This is a genomic window from Streptomyces sp. NPDC008150 (assembly GCF_042956945.1).
Classification (GTDB): domain Bacteria; phylum Actinomycetota; class Actinomycetes; order Streptomycetales; family Streptomycetaceae; genus Streptomyces.
On sequence record NZ_JBIBHJ010000018.1, the window covers coordinates 99,563 to 120,345 of the forward strand.

The 20,783-nt window shown below is 71.2% G+C and carries 6 protein-coding genes (1 of these 6 cut by a window edge); 5 read left to right on the forward strand and 1 reads right to left on the reverse strand.

What is annotated here, in order from left to right; genetic code table 11:
- Both ACFZA0_RS33200 and ACFZA0_RS33205 read left to right on the forward strand, forming a co-directional pair.
- A protein-coding gene (locus ACFZA0_RS33200; RefSeq protein ID WP_391023881.1) for a hypothetical protein crosses the window boundary here: on the forward strand, positions 1–14,719 show its 3' portion. It extends 20,210 nt beyond the left edge of the window; only the last 14,719 of its 34,929 coding nucleotides appear in the window; its start codon lies off the left edge, out of view; it ends in the stop codon at positions 14,717–14,719.
- A 68-nt stretch (positions 14,720–14,787) separates the two neighbouring features.
- Positions 14,788–16,086, forward strand: coding sequence for a ricin-type beta-trefoil lectin domain protein (locus tag ACFZA0_RS33205; RefSeq protein WP_391023883.1), 1,299 nt, complete (start codon positions 14,788–14,790; stop codon positions 16,084–16,086).
- 42 nt (positions 16,087–16,128) lie between these two features.
- On the opposite strand, the gene hemE is transcribed toward ACFZA0_RS33205, so the two are convergent.
- Positions 16,129–17,244, reverse strand: coding sequence for a uroporphyrinogen decarboxylase (hemE, locus tag ACFZA0_RS33210; RefSeq protein ID WP_391023885.1), 1,116 nt, complete (start codon positions 17,242–17,244; stop codon positions 16,129–16,131).
- Between the two features lie 185 nt (positions 17,245–17,429).
- On the opposite strand from hemE, the gene ACFZA0_RS33215 reads away from it, so the two are divergent.
- From ACFZA0_RS33215 to ACFZA0_RS33225, 3 genes are all read left to right on the forward strand, one after another.
- Positions 17,430–18,056 (forward strand): DUF3000 family protein, encoded by a 627-nt coding sequence (locus ACFZA0_RS33215; protein ID WP_391023973.1) that lies wholly within the window; start codon positions 17,430–17,432, stop codon positions 18,054–18,056.
- A 386-nt stretch (positions 18,057–18,442) separates the two neighbouring features.
- The gene (locus tag ACFZA0_RS33220) at positions 18,443–19,105 is read left to right on the forward strand and encodes a LuxR C-terminal-related transcriptional regulator (protein ID WP_391023887.1); all 663 of its coding nucleotides are present in this window, start codon (positions 18,443–18,445) and stop codon (positions 19,103–19,105) included.
- A 180-nt stretch (positions 19,106–19,285) separates the two neighbouring features.
- Positions 19,286–20,578 carry an HRDC domain-containing protein gene (locus ACFZA0_RS33225; protein WP_391023889.1) on the forward strand — a complete coding sequence of 431 codons (1,293 nt, stop codon included), beginning with the start codon at positions 19,286–19,288 and terminating at the stop codon, positions 20,576–20,578.
- Positions 20,579–20,783 lie beyond the last annotated feature (205 nt).

The following is a 20,783-nucleotide window of genomic DNA, read 5'->3' on the forward strand; positions in this document are numbered from 1 at the left end:
CCCCGGCCACGCCGAGACCATCACCGTCACGAACACCCCGAACCCGGGCAGGGCCGGCCAGCGGTTCCTGGACCTGAACCACAGCGACGCCGACCTTCTCCACGAGGTCCTGCACTACCTCGGCCTGCCGGACGAACAGCGCGACAACGACTTCCTGTTCCGCAACAGCCCCGACAGCACCGCCGTCCACACCACCGGCCTCATGGCCGACACCGACAACCCCGTCACCATCCCGCACCGGTACCTGGCCACCATCGAGAACGTCACCGACTCCGGTCCACAACTCCACGACCACACCGGCCAGAACACCGACACCGACCACGGCGACCCGGACCGGAACCCGCCTCGCAGGCCGCGTGACCGCACGCCGCGTTTCGTGGTCCGGTCCGGCTTCCAGGCCCGGCGGTTCACGGACGCGGACGGACCGGTCACGGACCTGACGGTGCGGGTGGCGTTCCGCAACGACGGCAACGGCCATGACACGCAAGCCGTTTGGCAGCGGACGGCGGAGGGCGTCGAGGAGTACCTGAACAGCCCGCGGTACCGGCTCCCGAACGGCGACCGCCTGCACATCACCGTCGAGCACGCGCGGCCGGACGAGGAACCCCACCTCACGGTCGACCTCGTCGACCGCGACACCGCCATGGACCAGCGGTCCTGGTGGGCGGACTCCGAACCCATCGACATCGCGCACGAGTTGGGTCACCAGATCGGTTTGCGTGACGAGTACCGGGACGAGACGACCCCGCACCGCCCCGACGTCGAGGGCAGCCTCCAGGGCAACTACCGCGCCGACGCACCCGAGGATCTGCGCCAAGGCGGCCTGCGCGGACGGCACTTGGCCCTCATCGGCGCCGTGATCGGCGACCTCGGCGACGCCGCCAACTCCCGTGAGACGGCGCAGAGTCACGACCGCAGTCACGTATGGGTCGACCCGGTCTCCAACCCGACCGGTGCCACCACGGAAGCCGTCGCCCCGCGCGTCCACCAGTCCCTGCGCCCGGCGGTCTACTCGCCGAACAACAAGCTGATCATGCAGCCGGGTTACTCCTCCGGCGACCGCTTCGGCATCCTCGCCGCGCTCGTCGCCGACCCCAACCTGCATGTCCTGATCGCCCGAGGACCGGCCCCCGGCCAGCCCGGACACAACCCGGTGGACAAGTCCCGCTCCATCGAATCGTTCTACATCGAGAGCGGCATCGACCCGGACCGCATCTGGACCCTCGACCTGCCCGTGGTCCAAACCGGCACGGTCTGGGACCAGTTGAGGGACGAGGGACAGCGCCTCGTCCTCGAACAGTGGGGAATCAACAAAGACCTCGCCGAGATGTACCAACGCCAGGAACTCTGGAACGTCACCGACGGCACCAACATGGTCGCCGCCCAGTTCTCCCCCCAGGTACGCACGGACCTCCGCAACGCATGGGGTCTTGGCCCCCAGCACGACACGGCAGTCGCGAACTGGCTGGGCGCACGCGGCATCCACATCCCGGCGGACGAAAACGACACCCGCCCGGTACTCGTTCTCTGGTCACGCTTCACCGGCAAGGCCAACCAGTGGTCGGACCTGCGCGGCCGCATGGAACACGACACCAGCTTCGAAGGCACCCGCCAACTCCTGCGCAGCCTCGGACAGGACTACAAGGCCGTCATCATCGCCGGTGACCCACACCCCGACCCGAACAAGCACGGCAAGTGGGACGAGCTCGTCCAGGAGATGCGGACGGAGCTGAACAACCCCAACATCCACCAGCTCACCGGCTTCTGGAACAGCAACGATCCCGGGCAGGCCTGGGGCGGCGACACCCGCACCGGACAGTTCCGCCTCTACGACCACCTGGACCGCGTCCACGGTGTCCAGCACCTCGGCTTCCGCTCCGGCAACCTGGAGGCCGTCGCGCTCATCGGTCACCCCGTGCGCTACCTGGAGGAGTACGACGCGACCGGGGCGCGTCGCATGGAGGCGTGGCACGAGACCCACACCGGCAACACCCGCCGCGGCGGCATGCCGCCCGGCTACGAACGCATCCACGTCAGCGAACCCCCCACGGCTTCGGGGCGCCTCTCCAAGGCGTACGACCCGCAGTCCAGCTCCAAGCTGGCCGGAACCTTCCAGCCGCCCACCCCGGCCACCGGCTTCCGCAAGCCCATCGCCGCCTACGGCATGGAACGCGGCTTCAGCCAGGCCGACCTCGTCAGGATCCGGGAAGAACTGGGTCTCTACGAAGACGGCCAGAGCACCGACCAGTTCAACGAAAGCCGCCTGCTGGGCGTCACCCGACGCTACGGCGCCGTCGCGACGTACATCCGCCAGCACGCCCACCTGCTGACCGACTTCGACACCGAGGGATACCTGAAGTCCTACGACGACTTCTTCGCCACCGCGCCGGCCAACTACCCCGGCGGCCCGACGACGATGTACTCGGTCTTCACCGAGTACGTCCTGCCCAGCTTCCCCGGCCTCTGGCAGACCCTGCGCACCACCCAGCAGCACGCCGCCTGGGCCGCCTACAACGCCCAACAGTCCCAGTCCCAGTCCCAGCAGCAGACCAGCGGCAACAACGGCGAGGTAACCCCCCGCGCACCCCAGACCCCCACCACGGACCCGACCGACACTCCGACCACCACGCCGAAGCCGGCCACCCCGCGCGGGCGGCGTGATCGCACGCCGCGTTTCGTGGTCCGGTCCGGCTTCCAGGCCCGGCGGTTCACGGACGCGGACGGGCCGATCACCGACCTCACCGTGAAGGTGGCGTTCCGCAACGACGGCAACGGGCACGACACGGACGCCGTGTGGCAGCGGACGGCGGAGGGTGTCGAGGAGTACCTGAACAGCCCGCGGTACCGCCTCCCGAACGGTGACCGTCTGCACGTCACCGTCGTCCAGGCGCTCCCTGGTGAAACACCGCACGTGACCGTCGACCTCGTCGGACGCGACAGGCCGATGGACCAGACATCGTGGTGGGCGGACTCCGAACCCATCGACATCGCCCACGAGTTGGGCCACCAGATCGGCCTCCGCGACGAATACCGCGACGAGACGGTCCCGCACCGCCCCGACGTCCAGGGCAGCCTTCAGGGCAACTACCGCGCCGACGCCCCCGAGGGTCTGAGCCAAGGCGGCCTGCGCGGGCGCCACCTGGCGCTCATCGCCGCCGTGATCGGCGACCTCGGCGACGCGGCCGACTCCCGTGAGACGGCGCAGAGTCACGACCGCAGCCACGTCTGGGTCGACCCGGTCTCCAACCCGACCGGGGCCACCACGGAATCCGTCGCCCCGCGCGTCCACCAGTCCCTGCGCCCGGCCGTCTACTCGCCGAACAACAAGCTGATCATGCAGCCGGGTTACTCCTCCGGCGACCGCTTCGGCATCCTCGCCGCACTCGTCGCCGACCCCAACCTGCATGTCCTGATCGCCCGAGGACCGGCCCCCGGCCAGCCCGGACACAACCCGGTGGACAAGTCCCGCTCCATCGAATCGTTCTACGTCGAGAGCGGCATCGACCCCGACCGCATCTGGACCCTCGACCTGCCCACCGTGCAACCGGGCATGGTCTGGAACCAGTTGAAGGACGAGGGACAGCGCCTCGCCCTCGAACAGTGGGGAATCAACAAAGACCTGGCCGAGATGTACCAGGTCCAGGAACTCTGGAACGTCACCGACGGCACCAACATGGTCGCCGCCCAGTTCTCCCCCGAAGTACGCACCAACGTCCGCAACGCATGGGGCCTGGGAAGCCAGCACGATGCGGCAGTTGAGAACTGGCTGGGCGCACGCGGCATCCACATCCCGGCGGACGAAAACGACACCCGCCCGGTACTCGTTCTCTGGTCACGGTTCACCGGCAAGGCGAACCAGTGGTCGGACCTGCGCGGCCGCATGGAACACGACACCAGCTTCGAGGGCACTCGCCAGCTCATGCGCAGCCTGGCCCAGGACTACAAGGCCATCGTCATCGCCGGTGACCCGCACCCCGACCCGAACAAGCACGGCAAGTGGGACGAACTGGTCCAGGAGATGCGGACGGAGCTGAACAACCCCAACATCCACCAGCTCACGGGCTTCTGGAACAGCAACGATCCCGGTCAGGCATGGGGCGGCGACACCCGCACCGGGCAATTCCGCCTCTACGACTACCTGGACCGTGCGCACGGTTCGCAACACCTCGGCTTCCGCTCCGGCAACCTGGAGGCCGTCGCGCTCATCGGCCACGAGGTCCGCTACCTGGAGGAGTACGACGCCACCGGCGCCCGCCGCATGGAAGCCTGGCACGACCGGGGCGACGGCCGGACCCGCCGCGGAGGCATGCCGCCCGGCTACGAACGCATCCACGTCAGCGAACCCCCCACCGCGTCCGGGCGCCTCTCCAAGGCGTACGACCCCCAGTCCAGCTCCGCGCTCGCCGGCACCTTCGAACCGCCGGAGCCCAGCGCGGGCTTCCGCAAGCCCATCGCCGCCTACGGCATGGAACGCGGCTTCGACCACACCGACCTGGCCAAGATCCGCGAAGAGCTCGGCCTCTACGAAGACAGCCAGACCCACGACCAGTTCGACGAGCACCGCCTCGCGAGCGTCCGCCGACGTTACGGTGCGGTGGCCGCCTACATCCGCCAGCACGCCCACCTCGTCGAGGGCTTTGACGCCGACGCGTACCTCCAGTCCTGGGACAACTTCCTCGCGACCCCGCCGGCCAACTACCCCGGCGGGCCGACCGCGATGTACTCGGTCTTCACCGAGCACGTCCTGCCCACCTTCCCCGGGCTCTGGCAGACCCTGCGCACCGTCCAGCAGCACGCGGCCTGGGCCGCCTACAACCAGCACGCCCAGCAGCAGGCCGGACACAACGGCGAAGTCACCCCCCTCGCCCCCCGGTCGACCCCGGCCAACTCCGCGAAGGCCGCGGAAGAGCACGGTGAGACCGCGGCCCCGAAGCCGAGCCCGAGCACTCCGCGCGGGCGGCGTGACCGCACACCGCGCTTCGTGGTCCGCTCGGGCTTCGAGGCACGCCGGTTCACGCAGGACGGCGGACCGGTCACCGAACTGACCGTGCGGGTTGCGTTCCGAGAGGACGGAGGCGAAACCGCGGACGTGTGGCAGCGCCTGACGCAGGGTGTCGAGGAGTACCTCAACGGCCCGCAGTACCGCCTGCCCAACGGCGACCGTCTGCACGTCAACGTCGTCCAGACCCTCCCCGGCGAGACACCGCACCTCACGGTCGACCTCGTCGGACGTGACAGGCCGATGGACCAGACCTCGTGGTGGGCGGACTCCGAACCCATCGACATCGCGCACGAGTTGGGCCACCAGATCGGCCTCCGCGACGAGTACCGCGACGAGACGACCCCGCACCGCCCGGACATCCAGGGCAGCCTCCAGGGCAACTACCGCGCCGACGCACCCGAGGGGCTGCGACAAGGCGGCCTGCGTGGGCGCCACTTGGCCCTCATCGGCGCCGTGATCGGCGACCTCGGCGACGCGGCTGGAACCCGGGAGACCGCATCCGCCCACGACCGCAGTCACGTATGGGTCGACCCGGTCTCCAACCCGACCGGGGCCACCACGGAATCCGTCGCCCCGCGCGTCCACCAGTCCCTGCGCCCGGCGGTCCACTCGCCGAACAACAAGCTGATCATGCAGCCGGGTTACTCCTCCGGCGACCGCTTCGGCATCCTCGCCGCACTGATCGCCGACCCCAACCTCCACGTCCTGATCGCCCGAGGCCCCGCCCCCGGCCAGCCCGGACACAACCCGGTGGACAAGTCCCGCTCCATCGAATCGTTCTACATCGAGAGCGGCATCGACCCCGACCGCATCTGGACCCTCGACTTGCCCGTGGTCCAACCCGGCGCGGTCTGGGACCAGTTGAAGGACGAGGGACAGCGCCTCGCCCTCGAACAGTGGGGAATCAACAAAGACCTCGCCGAGATGTACCAGGTCCAGGAACTCTGGAACGTCACCGACGGCACCAACATGGTCGCCGCCCAGTTCTCCCCCCAGGTACGCACCGACCTCCGCAACGCATGGGGCCTGGGGAGCCAGCACAACCCGGCGGTCACCGCCTGGCTCGCCAGTCGCGGCATCGTCCTGCCGGCCAACGACACCCGCCCCGTCCTGGTGCTCTGGTCACGGTTCACGGGCAAGGCGAACCAGTGGTCGGACCTGCGCGGCCGGATGGAGCACGACACCAGCTTCGAGGGCACCCGCCAACTCCTGCGCAGCCTCGCCGGTGACTACAAAGCGGTCATCATCGCCGGCGACCCGCACCCGGACGCGGACAAGGCCACCAAGTGGGGCAGCCTCGTCCAGGAGATGCGGACGGAGCTGGGCAACCCCAACATCCACCAGCTCACGGGCTTCTGGAACAGCAACGATCCCGGTCAGGCCTGGGGCGGCGACACCCGCGCAGGGCAGTTCCGCCTCTACGACCACTTCCACTTGGCGCACGGCGTCCAGCACCTCGGTTTCCGCTCCGGCAACCTGGAAGCCGTCGCGCTCATCGGTCACCCCGTGCGCTACCTGGAGGAGTACGACGCGACGGGTGCCCGCCGCATGGAGGCGTGGCACGAGACCCACACAGGCAACACCCGGCGCGGAGGCATGCCGCCCGGCTACGAACGCATCCACGTCAGCGAACCCCCCACCGCGTCCGGCCGCCTCTCCAAGGCATACGACCCGCAGTCCAGCTCCAAGCTGGCCGGAACCTTCCAGCCCCCCAATCCGGCCACCGGCTTCCGCAAGCCCATCGCCGCCTACGGCATGGAACGCGGCTTCGACCACACCGACCTCGTCAGGATCCGGGAAGAACTGGGCCTCTACGAAGACGGCCAGAGCACCGACCAGTTCAACGAAAGCCGTCTGCTGGGCGTCGCCCGACGCTACGGCGCCGTCGCCACGTACATCCGCCAGCACGCCCACCTGCTGACCGACTTCGACACCGAGGGGTACCTGAAGTCCTACGACGACTTCTTCGCCACCGCGCCGGCCAACTACCCTGGCGGCCCGACCGCGATGTACTCGGTCTTCACCGAGTACGTCCTGCCCAGCTTCCCCGGCCTCTGGCAGACCCTGCGCACCACCCAGCAGCACGCCGCCTGGGCCGCCTACAACGCCCAACAGTCCCAGGCCCAGCAGCAGACCAGCGGCAACAACGGCGAGGTCACCCCCCGCGCACCCCAGACCCCCACCACGGACCCGACCGACTCCCCGACCCCGGACCCGAAACCGGCCACCCCACGCGGGCGACGCGACCGGACTCCGCGCTTCGTGGTGCGCTCGTCGTTCCAGGCTCGGCGGTTCACGGACGAGGGCGAGCCCGTCACCGAACTCACCGTGAAGGTGGCGTTCCGCAACGACGGCAACGGGCACGACACGGACGCCGTGTGGCAGCGGATGACGGAAGGCGTCGAGGAGTACCTCAACAGCCCGCAGTACCGGCTCCCGAACGGTGACCGCCTGCACATCACCGTCGAGTCGGCGCGACCCGGTGAGGAACCCCACCTCACCGTCGACCTCGTCGACCGCGACAGGGCCATGGACCAGCGCTCCTGGTGGGCCGACGCCGAACCCATCGACATCGCACACGAGTTGGGCCACCAGATCGGCCTCCGCGACGAATACCGCGACGAGACGACCCCGCACCGCCCCGACGTCGAAGGCAGCCTCCAGGGCAACTACCGCGCCACCGCCCCCGAAGGACTGCGCCAAGGCGGCCTGCGCGGGCGCCACTTGGCCCTCATCGGCGCACTGATCGGCGACCTCGGCGAGGCCACCGGCCCGCGGGAGGCGGCGACGGCCCACGACCGCAGCCACGTATGGGTCGACCCGGTCTCCAACCCCACGGGCAACGCGGACACGGACCCGGACCCGGACCCGGACCCGGACACCCAGGCAGTCGCCCCCCGCACACCTCAAGCGGACCGCCCGGCTGTCTACTCGCCCGACAACAGGCTGATCATGCAGCCGGGTTACTCCTCCGGCGACCGCTTCGGCATCCTCGCCGCACTCGTCGCCGACCCCAACCTCCACGTGCTGATCGCCCGCGGCCCGGGTCCCGGCCAGCCCGGCCACGACCCCGTACGCGACAAGTCCCGCTCCATCGAGGCGTTCTACATCGAGAGCGGTATCGACCCGGACCGCATCTGGAACCTCGACCTGCCCGCCGTCCGACCCGGCGTGGTCTGGAACCAACTGAAGGAGGAGGGTGCCCGGCTTGCCCTCGAACAGTGGGGCATCAACAAGGACTTCGACGAGATGTACCAGATCCAGGAACTGTGGAACGTCACCGACGGCACCGACCTGGTCGCCGAGCAGTTCTCCCCCGAGGTGCGGAACGCGGTGCGTGACGCCTGGGACCTCGGCTCCCACCACGACCCCGCGATCGCCTCCTGGCTCGCCAACCGTGGTGTCGTCCTGCCCACCGACGACAACCGCCCCGTCCTGGTGGTGTGGTCGAGGTTCTCGGGCAAGGCATTGCAGTGGTCGGACCTGCGCGGCCGGATGGAGCACGACACGAGCTTCGAGGGCACCCGCCAACTCCTGCGCAGCCTCGGACGGGACTACAAGGCCGTCATCATCGCCGGCGACCCGCACCCGGGACAGGACAAGGCCACCAAGTGGGACACCCTCGTCCAGGAGATGCGGACGGAGCTGAACAACCCCAACATCCACCAGCTCACGGGCTTCTGGAACAGCAACGATCCCGGGCATGCCTGGGGCGGCGACACCCGCACCGGACAGTTCCGCCTCTACGACCACCTGGACCGCGTCCACGGCGCCCAGCACCTCGGCTTCCGCTCCGGCAACCTCGAAGCCGTCGCCCTCATCGGGCACGCCGTGCGCTACCTGGAGGAGCAGGGGGCATCCGGTTCGGTCCGCATGGAGTCCTGGCACGACGACGGCACCGGTCGGACCACATGGGGCGGCATGGCTCCCGGCTACGAGCGGATCGTCGTCAAGGAACCACCCACCGCGTCGGGCAGGCTCTCCAAGGACTACAGCCCGAATTCCAGGTCCGAACTGGCCGGTACGTTCCAGCCGCCCGACCCGAACACCGGTTTCCTCAAGCCCGTGGAGGCGTACGGGAAGCAGCGCGGATTCGACCAGACGGACCTGGAACGCATCCGCGAAGAACTGGGCCTGGACGAGGACCCGCAGACCGCCGAGCAGTTCGACGGGCACCGGCTGGACTACGTACGCCGGCGCTACGGCGCTGTCGCCAACTACATCCGCGCCAACGCCCACCACGTACAGGGCTTCGACGCCGCGGCGTACTTGTGGTCCTTCGACCAGTTCATGGCGACCACCCCGGCGCAGTACGGCGGTGCGGTCGGGATGTACTCCTACTTCACCACCCAGGTCCTGCCGTACTTCCCGGACCTCTGGCAGACGCACCGGACCATCCAGCAGCACGCCGCCTGGGCCGCCTACAACGCACAGCAGTCCCAGGCCCAGCAGCAGACCAGCGGCAACAACGGCGAGGTCACCCCCCGCGCACCCCGGACCGCCACCACGGACCCGACCGACACTCCGACCACCACGCCCAAGCCGGCCACCCCGCGCGGGCGACGTGACCGCACGCCGCGTTTCGTGGTCCGGTCCGGCTTCCAGGCCCGGCGGTTCACGGACGCGGACGGGCCGGTCACGGACCTGACGGTGCGGGTGGCGTTCCGCAACGACGGCAACGGCCATGACACGCAAGCCGTTTGGCAGCGGACGGCGGAGGGCGTCGAGGAGTACCTGAACAGCCCGCAGTACCGCCTCCCCAACGGCGACCGCCTGCATGTCACCGTCGTCCAGGCGCTCCCCGGCGAGACTCCGCACCTCACGGTCGACCTCGTCGGACGCGACCGCCCGATGGACCAGACATCGTGGTGGACGGACTCCGAACCCATCGACATCGCGCACGAGTTGGGCCACCAGATCGGCCTCCGCGACGAATACCGCGACGAGACGGTGCCCCACCGCCCGGACATCGAGGGCAGCCTTCAGGGCAACTACCGCGCCGACGCACCCGAGGGGCTGCGACAAGGCGGCCTGCGTGGGCGCCACTTGGCCCTCATCGGCGCCGTGATCGGCGACCTCGGCGACGCGGCTGGAACCCGGGAGACCGCGACCGCCCACGACCGCAGTCACGTATGGGTCGACCCGGTCTCCAACCCGACCGGCGCCACCACGGAATCCGTCGCCCCGCGCGTCCACCAGTCCCTGCGCCCGGCGGTCTACTCGCCGAACAACAAGCTGATCATGCAGCCGGGTTACTCCTCTGGCGACCGCTTCGGCATCCTCGCCGCGCTGATCGCCGACCCCAACCTCCACGTCCTGATCGCCCGAGGCCCCGCCCCCGGCCAGCCCGGACACAACCCGGTGGACAAGTCCCGCTCCATCGAATCGTTCTACGTCGAGAGCGGCATCGACCCGGACCGCATCTGGACCCTCGACCTGCCCACCGTTCAACCGGGCATGGTCTGGGACCAGTTGAAGGACGAGGGACAACGACTCGCCCTCGAACAGTGGGGAATCAACAAAGACCTCGCCGAGATGTACCAGGTCCAGGAACTCTGGAACGTCACCGACGGCACCAACATGGTCGCCGCCCAGTTCTCCCCCGAAGTACGCAACGACCTCCGCAACGCATGGGGTCTTGGCCCCCAGCACGACACGGCAGTCAACACCTGGCTCGCCAACCGTGGCATCGTCCTGCCCGCCGACGACACCCGCCCGGTACTCGTTCTCTGGTCACGCTTCACCGGCAAGGCCAACCAATGGTCGGACCTGCGCGGCCGCATGGAACACGACACCAGCTTCGAAGGCACCCGCCAACTCCTGCGCAGCCTCGGACAGGACTACAAGGCCGTCATCATCGCCGGCGACCCGCACCCGGACGCGGACAAGCACGGCAAGTGGGACGAGCTGGTCCAGGAGATGCGGACCGAGCTGAACAACCCCAACATCCACCAGCTCACCGGCTTCTGGAACAGCAACGACCCCGGACAAGCCTGGGGCGGCGACACCCGCACCGGACAGTTCCGCCTCTACGACCACCTGGACCGCGTCCATGGCGCCCAGCATCTCGGCTTCCGCTCCGGCAACCTGGAAGCCGTCGCGCTCATCGGTCACCCCGTGCGCTACCTGGAGGAGTACGACGCCACCGGGGCGCGTCGCATGGAGGCCTGGCACGAGACCCACACCGGGAACACCCGCCGCGGCGGCATGCCGCCCGGCTACGAACGCATCCACGTCAGCGAACCCCCCACGGCTTCGGGGCGCCTCTCCAAGGCGTACGACCCGCAGTCCAGTTCCCCCCTGGCCGGGACCTTCCAGCCGCCCAATCCGGCCACCGGCTTCCGCAAGCCCATCGCCGCCTACGGCATGGAACGCGGCTTCAGCCAGGCCGACCTCACGAGGATCCGGGACGAACTCGGCCTCTACGAAGACGGCCAGAGCACCGACCAGTTCAACGAGCAGCGCCTCGCCAACGTCCGGCGACGGTACGGCGCCGTGGCGACCTACATCCGCCAGTACGCCCACCTCGTCGAGGGCTTCGACGCCGACCCCTACCTCCAGTCCTGGGACAACTTCCTCGCGACCCCGCCGGCCAACTACCCCGGCGGCCCCACCGCGATGTACTCGACCTTCACCGAGTACGTCCTGCCCACCTTCCCCGGGCTCTGGCAGACCCTGCGCACCGTCCAGCAGCACGCGGCCTGGGCCGCCTACAACGCACAGCAGGCCCAGCAGCAGACCGGCAACAACGGCGAGGTCACTCCCCGCGCACCCCAAGCCGCCACCACGGACCCGACCGACTCCCCGTCACCGGACCCGGAGTCGGAGTCGGAGTCGGCCACCCAGACGTCCAACGGGCAGGCCACGTCGACCGGTTCGAGGCCGAGCGCTCCTCGCAGGGTGCGCAACCGCATCCCCCGCTTCGTCGTCCGCTCGGCCTTCCAGGCGCGACGGTTCACCGACGGGAACGGTCCGACGACCGACCTGACCGTGCGGATCGCGTTCCGCGACAATGACAACGGCCGCGACAACGGCCATGACACGCAGGCCGTTTGGCAGCGCACGCTCGACGGCGTCGAGGAGTACCTCAACAGCCCGCAGTACCGCCTCCCCAACGGCGACCGCCTGCACGTCACCGTCGTCCAGGCACTCCCCGGCGAGGAACCCCACCTCACCGTCGACCTCGTCGACCGCGACAGGGCCATGGACCAGCGCTCCTGGTGGGCCGACGCCGAACCCATCGACATCGCCCACGAGTTGGGCCACCAGATCGGCCTCCGCGACGAATACCGCGACGAGACGACCCCGCACCGCCCCGACGTCGAAGGCAGCCTCCAGGGCAACTACCGCGCCACCGCACCCGAAGGACTGCGCCAAGGCGGCCTGCGCGGACGCCACCTGGCGCTCATCGGTGCCGTGATCGGCGACCTCGGCGACGCCGCCGACTCCCGCGAGACGGCGCAGGGTCACGACCGCAGCCACGTCTGGGTCGACCCGGTCTCCGACCCCACGGGTGCGGGGCGCAAGAACGCGACGTGGAAGGCGGCGACGACACCGGGCACTCTGGTCGTCGGCCCCGTGGAGACCGCGGTGGCGCCCAGGGTCCACCAGAGTCTGCGGCCGAGGGGGAACTCGCCCGAGAACTCCCTGATCATGCAGCCGGGTTACGCCTCGGGCGACCAGTTCGGCATCCTCGCGACCCTGCTCGACCTGCCGAACCTGCACGTCCTGATCGGGCGGGGCCCCGGTCCGGGCCAGCCGGGGCACGATCCGGTGAGGGACAAGTCCGCCGCCATCGAGGCGTTCTACCTGGAGAGCGGGATCTCCCCGGACCGGATCTGGACGTTCGACCTGCCCAGCCTGGAGCAGGGCAGTGTCTGGCGCCCGCTGAACGACGAGGCCACCCGGATCGCCCGCGAGCACTGGGGCATCCAGAAGTCCTTCACCGAGATGTACCAGGTGAAGGAGCTGTGGGGTGTCACGGACGGCACCGACTACGTGGCCCAGGCGTTCTCCGAGGAGCTGCGCGACAAGATGCGCGCCGCGTGGAACCTGGGGGACCACCGGGACGCGCAGATCACCAACTGGCTGGCGAGCCGCGGCATTCACCTGCCGGAGGGCGAGGGCGAGGTCCTGGTCCTGTGGTCGCGGTTCACGGGCAAGGTACGGCAGTGGTCGGACCTCCGGGGCCGGATGGAGCACGACACCAGCTTCGAGGGCACCCGCCAGCTCATCCGGAACCTGGCCGGCGACTACAAGGCCGTCATCATCACCGGCGACCCCCACCCCGGGCACGACAAGGCGGGCAAGTGGGACGAGCTGGTCCGGGACATGCGCACCGAGCTGGGCAACCAGAACATCCACCAGATCACCGGTTTCTGGCGGGGCCAGGACCCGGGCCGGGCCTCGTGGGGCGGTGACACCCGTACCGGTCAGTTCCGGCTCTACGACCACCTGCACCGCAAGCACGGCGTGCGGCACATCGGCTTCCGATCCGGCAACCTGGAGGCCGTCGCGCTGATCGGCCACGGCGTCCGCTACCTGGAGGAGTACGAGGCCTCCGGGGGCCAGCGCATGGAGGCGTGGCACGACCAGAGAGGGGACGGGCTCACCCGCAAGGGCGGCCTGGCCCCCGGCTACGAGCGCATTCACGTCAGCGAGCCGCCCACCGCCTCGGGCAGGCTCTCGCAGGAGTTCGGCCTCCAGCCCGGCGCCTCGGGCGGTCTGGGCTCGGCGGCGACGAACACCTACCAGCCGCCGGACCCCACGTCGCCCTTCCGCAAGCCGGTCGCGGCGTACGGAATGAAGCGCGGCTTCGCGTACGCGGACCTGACGCAGATCCGCGAGGAGCTGGGACTCGACGACCGCGGGGGCCAGAGCCCGGAGCGGTTCCACCAGGACCGGATGGACTACGTGAGCCGCCGGTACGCGACCGTGGCCCGCGAGATCCGCCAGTACGCGCACCTGTTGAACGACGCGAGCATCGAGAACTTCCTGCGCGGTTACGACGCCTTCCTGGGGACGCCGCCGAGTTCGTACCCCGGCGGCCCGACCCGGATGTACGACGATTTCGTGGCCCGTTACCTGCCCGGCTTCCCGCACATCTGGCAGGCCCACAGGACCGCGCAGCAGTGGGCCTGGTACGCCTACCACCAGCAGGCTTCCGCGCAGCAGGCCGGCGGCGGCACCGAGGTCGCCCCGCAGGCCCCGGCGGGCGGGCGCGGCGGGAGCCCCGCGCTGGGCGGGGACACCGGGCCGGAGGTGCCCGGGAACACGCCCGCGTGGGCCGGTGCCGCCGATCCGCACACCGCTCTACTGGCCTTCGTGCAGCACGAGTTGACGAACCGTGAGCTGCCCGACGGCGTCACGTTGCCCGCGGACGGCGATCGGGTCACGACGTCGGAACTGACCGGTATCGAAGCGCTCACCCCGGCACTCGGCGCTCAGGCGATCATGCAGAATGGCGTACTGACCGTCGCCGAGGCGGACTTGACCGTGGCCCAGCGTGTGAACCTGCTGCTGGCCCGCACCGACTCACCGGCGTACGCGGCGACGGTCGCGGCGCTCGTCGCCCGCGACACCGGACGGCCGGTGGTCGTTCGTGGTCCGGGCACCGCCGAGGTCAGGTCCGGCCCCGACGACGGCGCACCGCTGGTCCTCCTGTTCGACGGACACCGCTTCTCCGTATCAACCGCCGTGGAAACCGGCGGCCACTGACGACGCGTCACCCACCTCAGCAACTCCGGCGGCCCCCGGCCACCGGACCTCCGCACGGAAGGAACACCATGTCCGGCAACAGCGCTCCCCAGCGGCGGCCCGGAGCGGCCGAGGCCGCCTCCGAGGCTCGCGAGCCCGCCGAGGCCACCGAGCCGCAGGCCCCGGACTCCGCGGCGGCGTCCACCACCGCGCCGACCGCCGCGCGGCCCGGGAGCGGCAGCCCGCACCCGGAGGCCGAGGAGTTGTACGCCGAGCCCGGGGCGGCGGCGTCCGCCGGGGCGGGCGTGGACCCGAAGGCCGAACCCGAGCCGGAGGCCGAGGGCCCCGCGCCGCTCGGCGGGGCGGGCACCGACACGGCGGCCCTCGCCGCGGCGGCCCTCACCGGGGGCGTCCGGGCCGACGGTGACGGCCCGGACGGCGAACCGGCCGCGGCGGCGGGCGGCGAGGGTGCCGACGCCCCGGAGAGCGCCGCGAGCGAGCCGGAGGCGGCGGCGGCCGCGTCCGCGGACGACGGCCGCGGTGCCGACGGCGAGGCGGCCGCCGCGCCGCACCCCGGCCGTCCCTCGAAGGGCATCCTGGCCGGCGCGGTCATCGCGGGCGCGCTGCTGATAGGGGTGCCGTTCCTGGTGTCGGGCATGACGGGCGGCGGCGACGACAGCCCGCGCGCCGCCGAGGTGGGCGGCCCGGGCGGCACGGTGCTCGACGATCAGCCCGCGGGCGCGGCGGGCGCGTACGCGTCGGCCTCGCCGGACCGTTCACCGGGCAGCGCCTCGCCGAGCGACCCGAAGCACAAGAAGGGCAAGGCGAAGAACGACGGCACGGCTAAGGGCGGTGCCGGCGCCGCGGCCGCTGCCGGGGGCGGTGCGGCGGCTTCGAGCACGCAGGAGGCGTCCGACGCCGTGAAGAAGAAGGCGTCGGGGGGCGGCACGACGAAGAAGTCGTCGGGCACGAAGGCGACCGCGACCAAGACCGTCACCGCCGCGCCCGGCACCACCATCTACAGCCACGCCTCGAACCGCTGCATCGAGCCGGTCGGCCACCAGGGCAAGGACGGCACCCCGCTGGAGATCTACAGCTGCAACAGCGCCAACTGGCAGAAGTGGGACTTCCGTTCGGACGGCACGATCCGCTCGATGGGGCTGTGCATGGACGTCGCGTGGGGTTCGTCGGCGAACGGCGCCGTCATCCAACTCGCGGTGTGCAGCGGGAACCCGGCTCAGCAGTTCCGGCTCAACTCCAGCGCGGACCTGGTCAATCCGCAGGCGAACAAGTGCGTGGACGTCAAGGACGCGGTGACCGCCAACAACACGCGGCTGCAACTCTGGGACTGCAACGGGCAGGACAACCAGAAGTGGAGCACCCGCTGACACCGGCCCGCGAGGACGCGGTGCCGGCGGGTGCCGCCCGCGTCAGCGCGCGGTCTGCGTGTGGACGTACTCCACGAGCCGGGTCAGCGCGTCCGGGTCGGTCGCCGGCAGCACGCCGTGCCCGAGGTTGAAGACGTGGCCCTCCAGGCCGGCGGCCGCGTCCAGCACCTCGCGGGTCTTCTCCTCGACGGCGGCCGTGGAGGAGAAGAGGACGGCCGGGTCGAGGTTGCCCTGGAGCGCCTTGCCGGGGCCGACGCGGCGGGCGGCCTCGTCCAGCGGCACGCGCCAGTCGACACCGACGACGTCGGCGCCGGCCTCGCCCATGAGGCCCAGGAGTTCACCGGTACCGATGCCGAAGTGGATGCGGGGGACGCCGTATCCGGCGACCGCGTCGAACACCTTCGCCGAGGCGGCCATCACCGAGCGGCGGTAGTCGGCGGGGGCCAGCGCGCCGACCCATGAGTCGAACAGCTGGACGGCGCTCGCGCCGGCCTCGATCTGCACCTTGAGGAAGGCGGCGGTGATGTCCGCGAGCCGGTCGAGCAGGTCGGCCCAGAGCTGCGGGTCGCCGTACATGAGCGACTTGGTGTGCTCGTGGTTGCGCGACGGGCCGCCCTCGACGAGGTAGCTGGCCAGCGTGAAGGGCGCGCCGGCGAAGCCGATGAGCGGCGTCGTGCCGAGTTCGGCGGTGAGCATCCCCATGGCCTCGGTGACGTACCAGACGTCCTCGGGCGTCAGGTCGCGCAGTCGCGCGAGGTCGGCGCGGCTGCGGATCGGCTGGGCGATGACGGGCCCGACGCCGGGCTTGATCTCCAGGTCGACGCCGATGGCCTTGAGCGGGACGACGATGTCGCTGAAGTAGACGGCGGCGTCCACGCGGTGCCGCCGCACCGGCTGGAGCGTGATCTCGGTGACCAGGTCGGGCCGCATGCAGGACTCCAGCATCGCGGTGCCTTCGCGGGCCTTGTGGTACTCGGGCAGCGACCGCCCGGCCTGGCGCATGAACCACACCGGGGTGTGCGGCACGGGCTCGCGCCGGCAGGCCCGCAGGAAGGCGGAGTCGTGCGCGGCGGACGCCGTCGGCGGCTGCCCTGCGGGGGCGGGGGCGGCGCCCGTCGGCGCGGCGTCTGCGGTCCGGGGAATGTCGTTGGCACTCACGACGGAGAGTGTCCCACGCCCGGCCCGCACGGCCGGACCGCGGTGCAAACCCGATCCGCGTTCGCGCAGCGCGATCCGGACAGCGGGCCGCGCGCGGGTGTCCCTCCCTGCGCGGAGCGCCCGTTCCCCTTAATCTTCCCCGCATGGCTGCGGCTCAGGGACGACTGTCGGACGGCGCTGGCGGGATGGACGACGCGAACGAGGGGGACCCCCATGGGGGCAGGGCGGTACCACCGCCCTTCCGCGCGGCCGTGGACGCGTTGCGGGGCGCGCGGTTGCGACCACAGGTCGAGGTGGAACCGACGCGCGCGCCCCAGCGCCTCGCGCCCTTCGCGTACGCCGTGGAGGCCGCGGTGGTGGAGGACGACGAGGATCTCGCCGACGGGCGTCTCGTGCTGCTGCACGATCCGGCCGGGCACGACGCCTGGCGGGGTTCGTTCCGGCTGGTGACGCTGGTCCGGGCGGAACTGGAGCCGGAGATGGCCGCGGACCCGCTGCTGCCGGACGTGTGCTGGTCGTGGCTGACGGGGGCGCTCCAGGCGCGCGGGCTGACGTACGGGGAGGCGAGCGGCACCGTGACGCGGGCGAGCTCCCACTACTTCGGCGGTCTCTCGGAGCGGCCGTCCGCCTCGCAGATCGAGATCCGGGCGTCCTGGACGCCGCGCGAGGGTCTGGGCGGGGTGCCGGACACGGCGGCCCATCTGGCGGCGTGGTGCGACTTGCTGGCGCAGGTCGCGGGCCTGCCGCCGGCGGGTCCGGGGGACGCGTCCGTGGTGACGCTCCCCCAGCGCAGGGGCCCGCAGTCCTGCTGACCCGGCGCTCCGCCCCGAACTGACGTCGCGTACGCGCGTACGACGCCACCCGGCGGCCCCGAACCCCGTTGTTCCGTACGGGGGTTCGGGGCCGCCGTCGGCGTTTTCCGGTCTCCGTGACCGCGGTCCGGCCTCCGTGACCGTGGTCCGGACACGTGCACACGGCGAACCCGAACGAGCCCGATCGAGCCGTATCGAACCGATTCGATCTTCGGATGACCGAGCGAGTGTCCGAATTGCACGGATTGTTACTCACTAGATCGTGATCTTTCTCTAAAGCCGGACGGGTTAGCTGCCGAAGACGTGTGTGACCTTGAAAGCACGGTTCGTCCCGGCTTCATCCCCAGAGCCGGCCCCGTCCCGCCATCCCCCCCCCAGGAGGCCTGGTGTCCGTTCTCCTCGAGCAGCCCGCAAGCCTGGTCGCCTACCGTCCCAACAAGCCGACCGCCATGGTCGTCGTGGCCGACCCCCGCGTCCGTTCCACCGTCACCCGTCACCTGTGGGCGCTCGGCGTCCGCGACGTCATCGAGGCGTCGTCCGTCGCGGAGGCCCGCCCCCGCATCGGCAGCCCGCGTGACATCTGCGTCGCGGACGTCCACCTGCCCGACGGTTCCGGGCTCACCCTGCTGTCGGAGACCCGGGCCGCAGGCTGGCCCAACGGTCTCGCGCTGTCCGCCGCCGACGACATCGGCGCCGTGCGCAACGCCCTCGCGGGCGGTGTGAAGGGCTACGTCGTCACCGGTACCCGTACCAACGTCGGGCTCCCCACCCGGCCGGGTGCCGCCCCCATCGGGTCGGCGGCGGCCCGCATGCACCGCCGTCCCCCGGGTGCCCCGAGCCACCCGGGCGGCTACCGCGAACTGTCCGGCCGAGAGGTCGAGGTGCTGCGACTCGTCGCGGAGGGCCAGTCGAACAAGGCCATCGGAGTCTCGATGGGCCTGTCCGCGCTGACCGTCAAGAGCCACCTCGCCCGCATCGCCCGCAAGCTCGGCACGGGCGACCGCGCCGGGATGGTCGCGGTCGCGCTGCGCACCGGCATCATCCACTGACACCGACCCACCACCACGCCCCCGTCCCCCGCGGCGGCCCCGGACCCGACGGTCCACCGCCCGCCCACGACCGGCCGTGAACCGGACGTTTCCCTTTCCTGACTGGTTTACGACCCCCCGGCGCCCGCCGACGGAACGTTCCGTCGGCGGGCGCCGTCCATCCACGGATACCCTTGACAGGTGACCGACGCCCAAGAGACCGCAGCAGACAGCTCACTGCGCACCACCGGAGGCGCCCCTCCGGACGAGGTCGGAACATCTGCCGGGGCGCCGGTCCCTCTGCTGGAGCCGCGCGAGGGCATCCCGCCCGTCGTCGCCGACGCCGAGGCGCTCGCCGCGACCGTCGCCGCCTTCGCGGCCGGCACCGGGCCCCTGGCCGTCGACGCCGAGCGCGCCTCCGGCTACCGCTACGGACAGCGTGCCTACCTCGTGCAGCTGCGCCGCGAGGGCGCCGGCACCGCGCTCGTCGACCCCGTCGCCTGCCCCGACCTCTCGGGCCTCTCCGCGGCCGTCCAGGACACCGAGTGGGTGCTGCACGCCGCGATGCAGGACCTGCCGTGCCTGCGCGAAATAGGCCTCGTCCCCACCAGCCTGTTCGACACCGAGCTGGCCGGCCGGCTCGCCGGGTTCCCCCGGGTCGGGCTCGGCGCGATGGTGGAGAGCGTGCTCGGCTTCGTCCTGGAGAAGGGCCACTCGGCGGTCGACTGGTCGACCCGGCCGCTGCCCGAGCCGTGGCTGCGCTACGCGGCCCTCGACGTCGAACTCCTCGTCGACCTGCGGGACGCCCTGGAGAAGGAGCTGGACCGCCAGGGCAAGCTGGAGTGGGCCCTCCAGGAGTTCGCCGCGATCGCGGCGGCACCGCCGGCCGAGCCCCGCAAGGACCCCTGGCGCCGCACCTCCGGCATGCACAAGGTCCGCAGGCGCCGCCAGCTCGCGGTGGTCCGCGAGCTGTGGGAGACCCGGGACCGCATCGCGCAGCGCCGGGACGTCTCCCCCGGCAAGGTGCTCGGCGACGCGGCGATCGTCGAGGCGGCGCTCGCCCTGCCGCCCAACGTGCACGCGCTGGCCGCACTGAACGGCTTCGGGCACCGCACCGGCCGTCGCCAGCTCGACCAGTGGCAGGCCGCCGTGGACCGCGCGCGGGCGCTGCCGGACGTGGCGCTGCCGCAGCCGGGGCAGCCGGTCACCGGTCCCCCGCCGCCGCGGGCCTGGGCGGAGAAGGACCCGGTGGCCGCCGCCCGGCTCTCCGCCGCGCGGGCCGCGGTCTCGGCGCGCGCCGAGGAACTGCACATGCCGCAGGAGAACCTGATCACGCCGGACACCGTGCGCCGGGTGTGCTGGGAGCCCCCCGCCGAGCCGGACACGGAGGCGGTCGCCGCCGCGCTCGCCTCGCACGGGGCGCGGCAGTGGCAGGTCGAGCAGGTCGCGCCGGTGCTGGCGAAGGCGCTGCGGGACCAGGCCGCACAGGAGTGAGAACGGCCCGAGGGGGCGCGGACCCGGTGTCCGCGCCCCCTCGGGCCGTCCGGGCCCGGCGTGATCCGGTCCGGGCGCCGAGTGTGACGTTCGCCGCTGTCGGCGCCGGGGGTGGGCACCGTGGTTACTCACAAGTAGCATGATGGGGTGAGCGCGCGCTCAGCCGTGCGCACAACGCAGCAGTGCCGTCCCGCACCCTGGAGGA

Excerpts from the sequence above, each read along its gene's own strand:
- ACFZA0_RS33205 (WP_391023883.1), top strand. The coding sequence starts at position 14,788 with ATGTCCGGCAACAGCGCTCCCCAGCGGCGGCCCGGAGCGGCCGAGGCC.
- ACFZA0_RS33215 (WP_391023973.1), top strand. The coding sequence starts at position 17,430 with ATGGACGACGCGAACGAGGGGGACCCCCATGGGGGCAGGGCGGTACCA.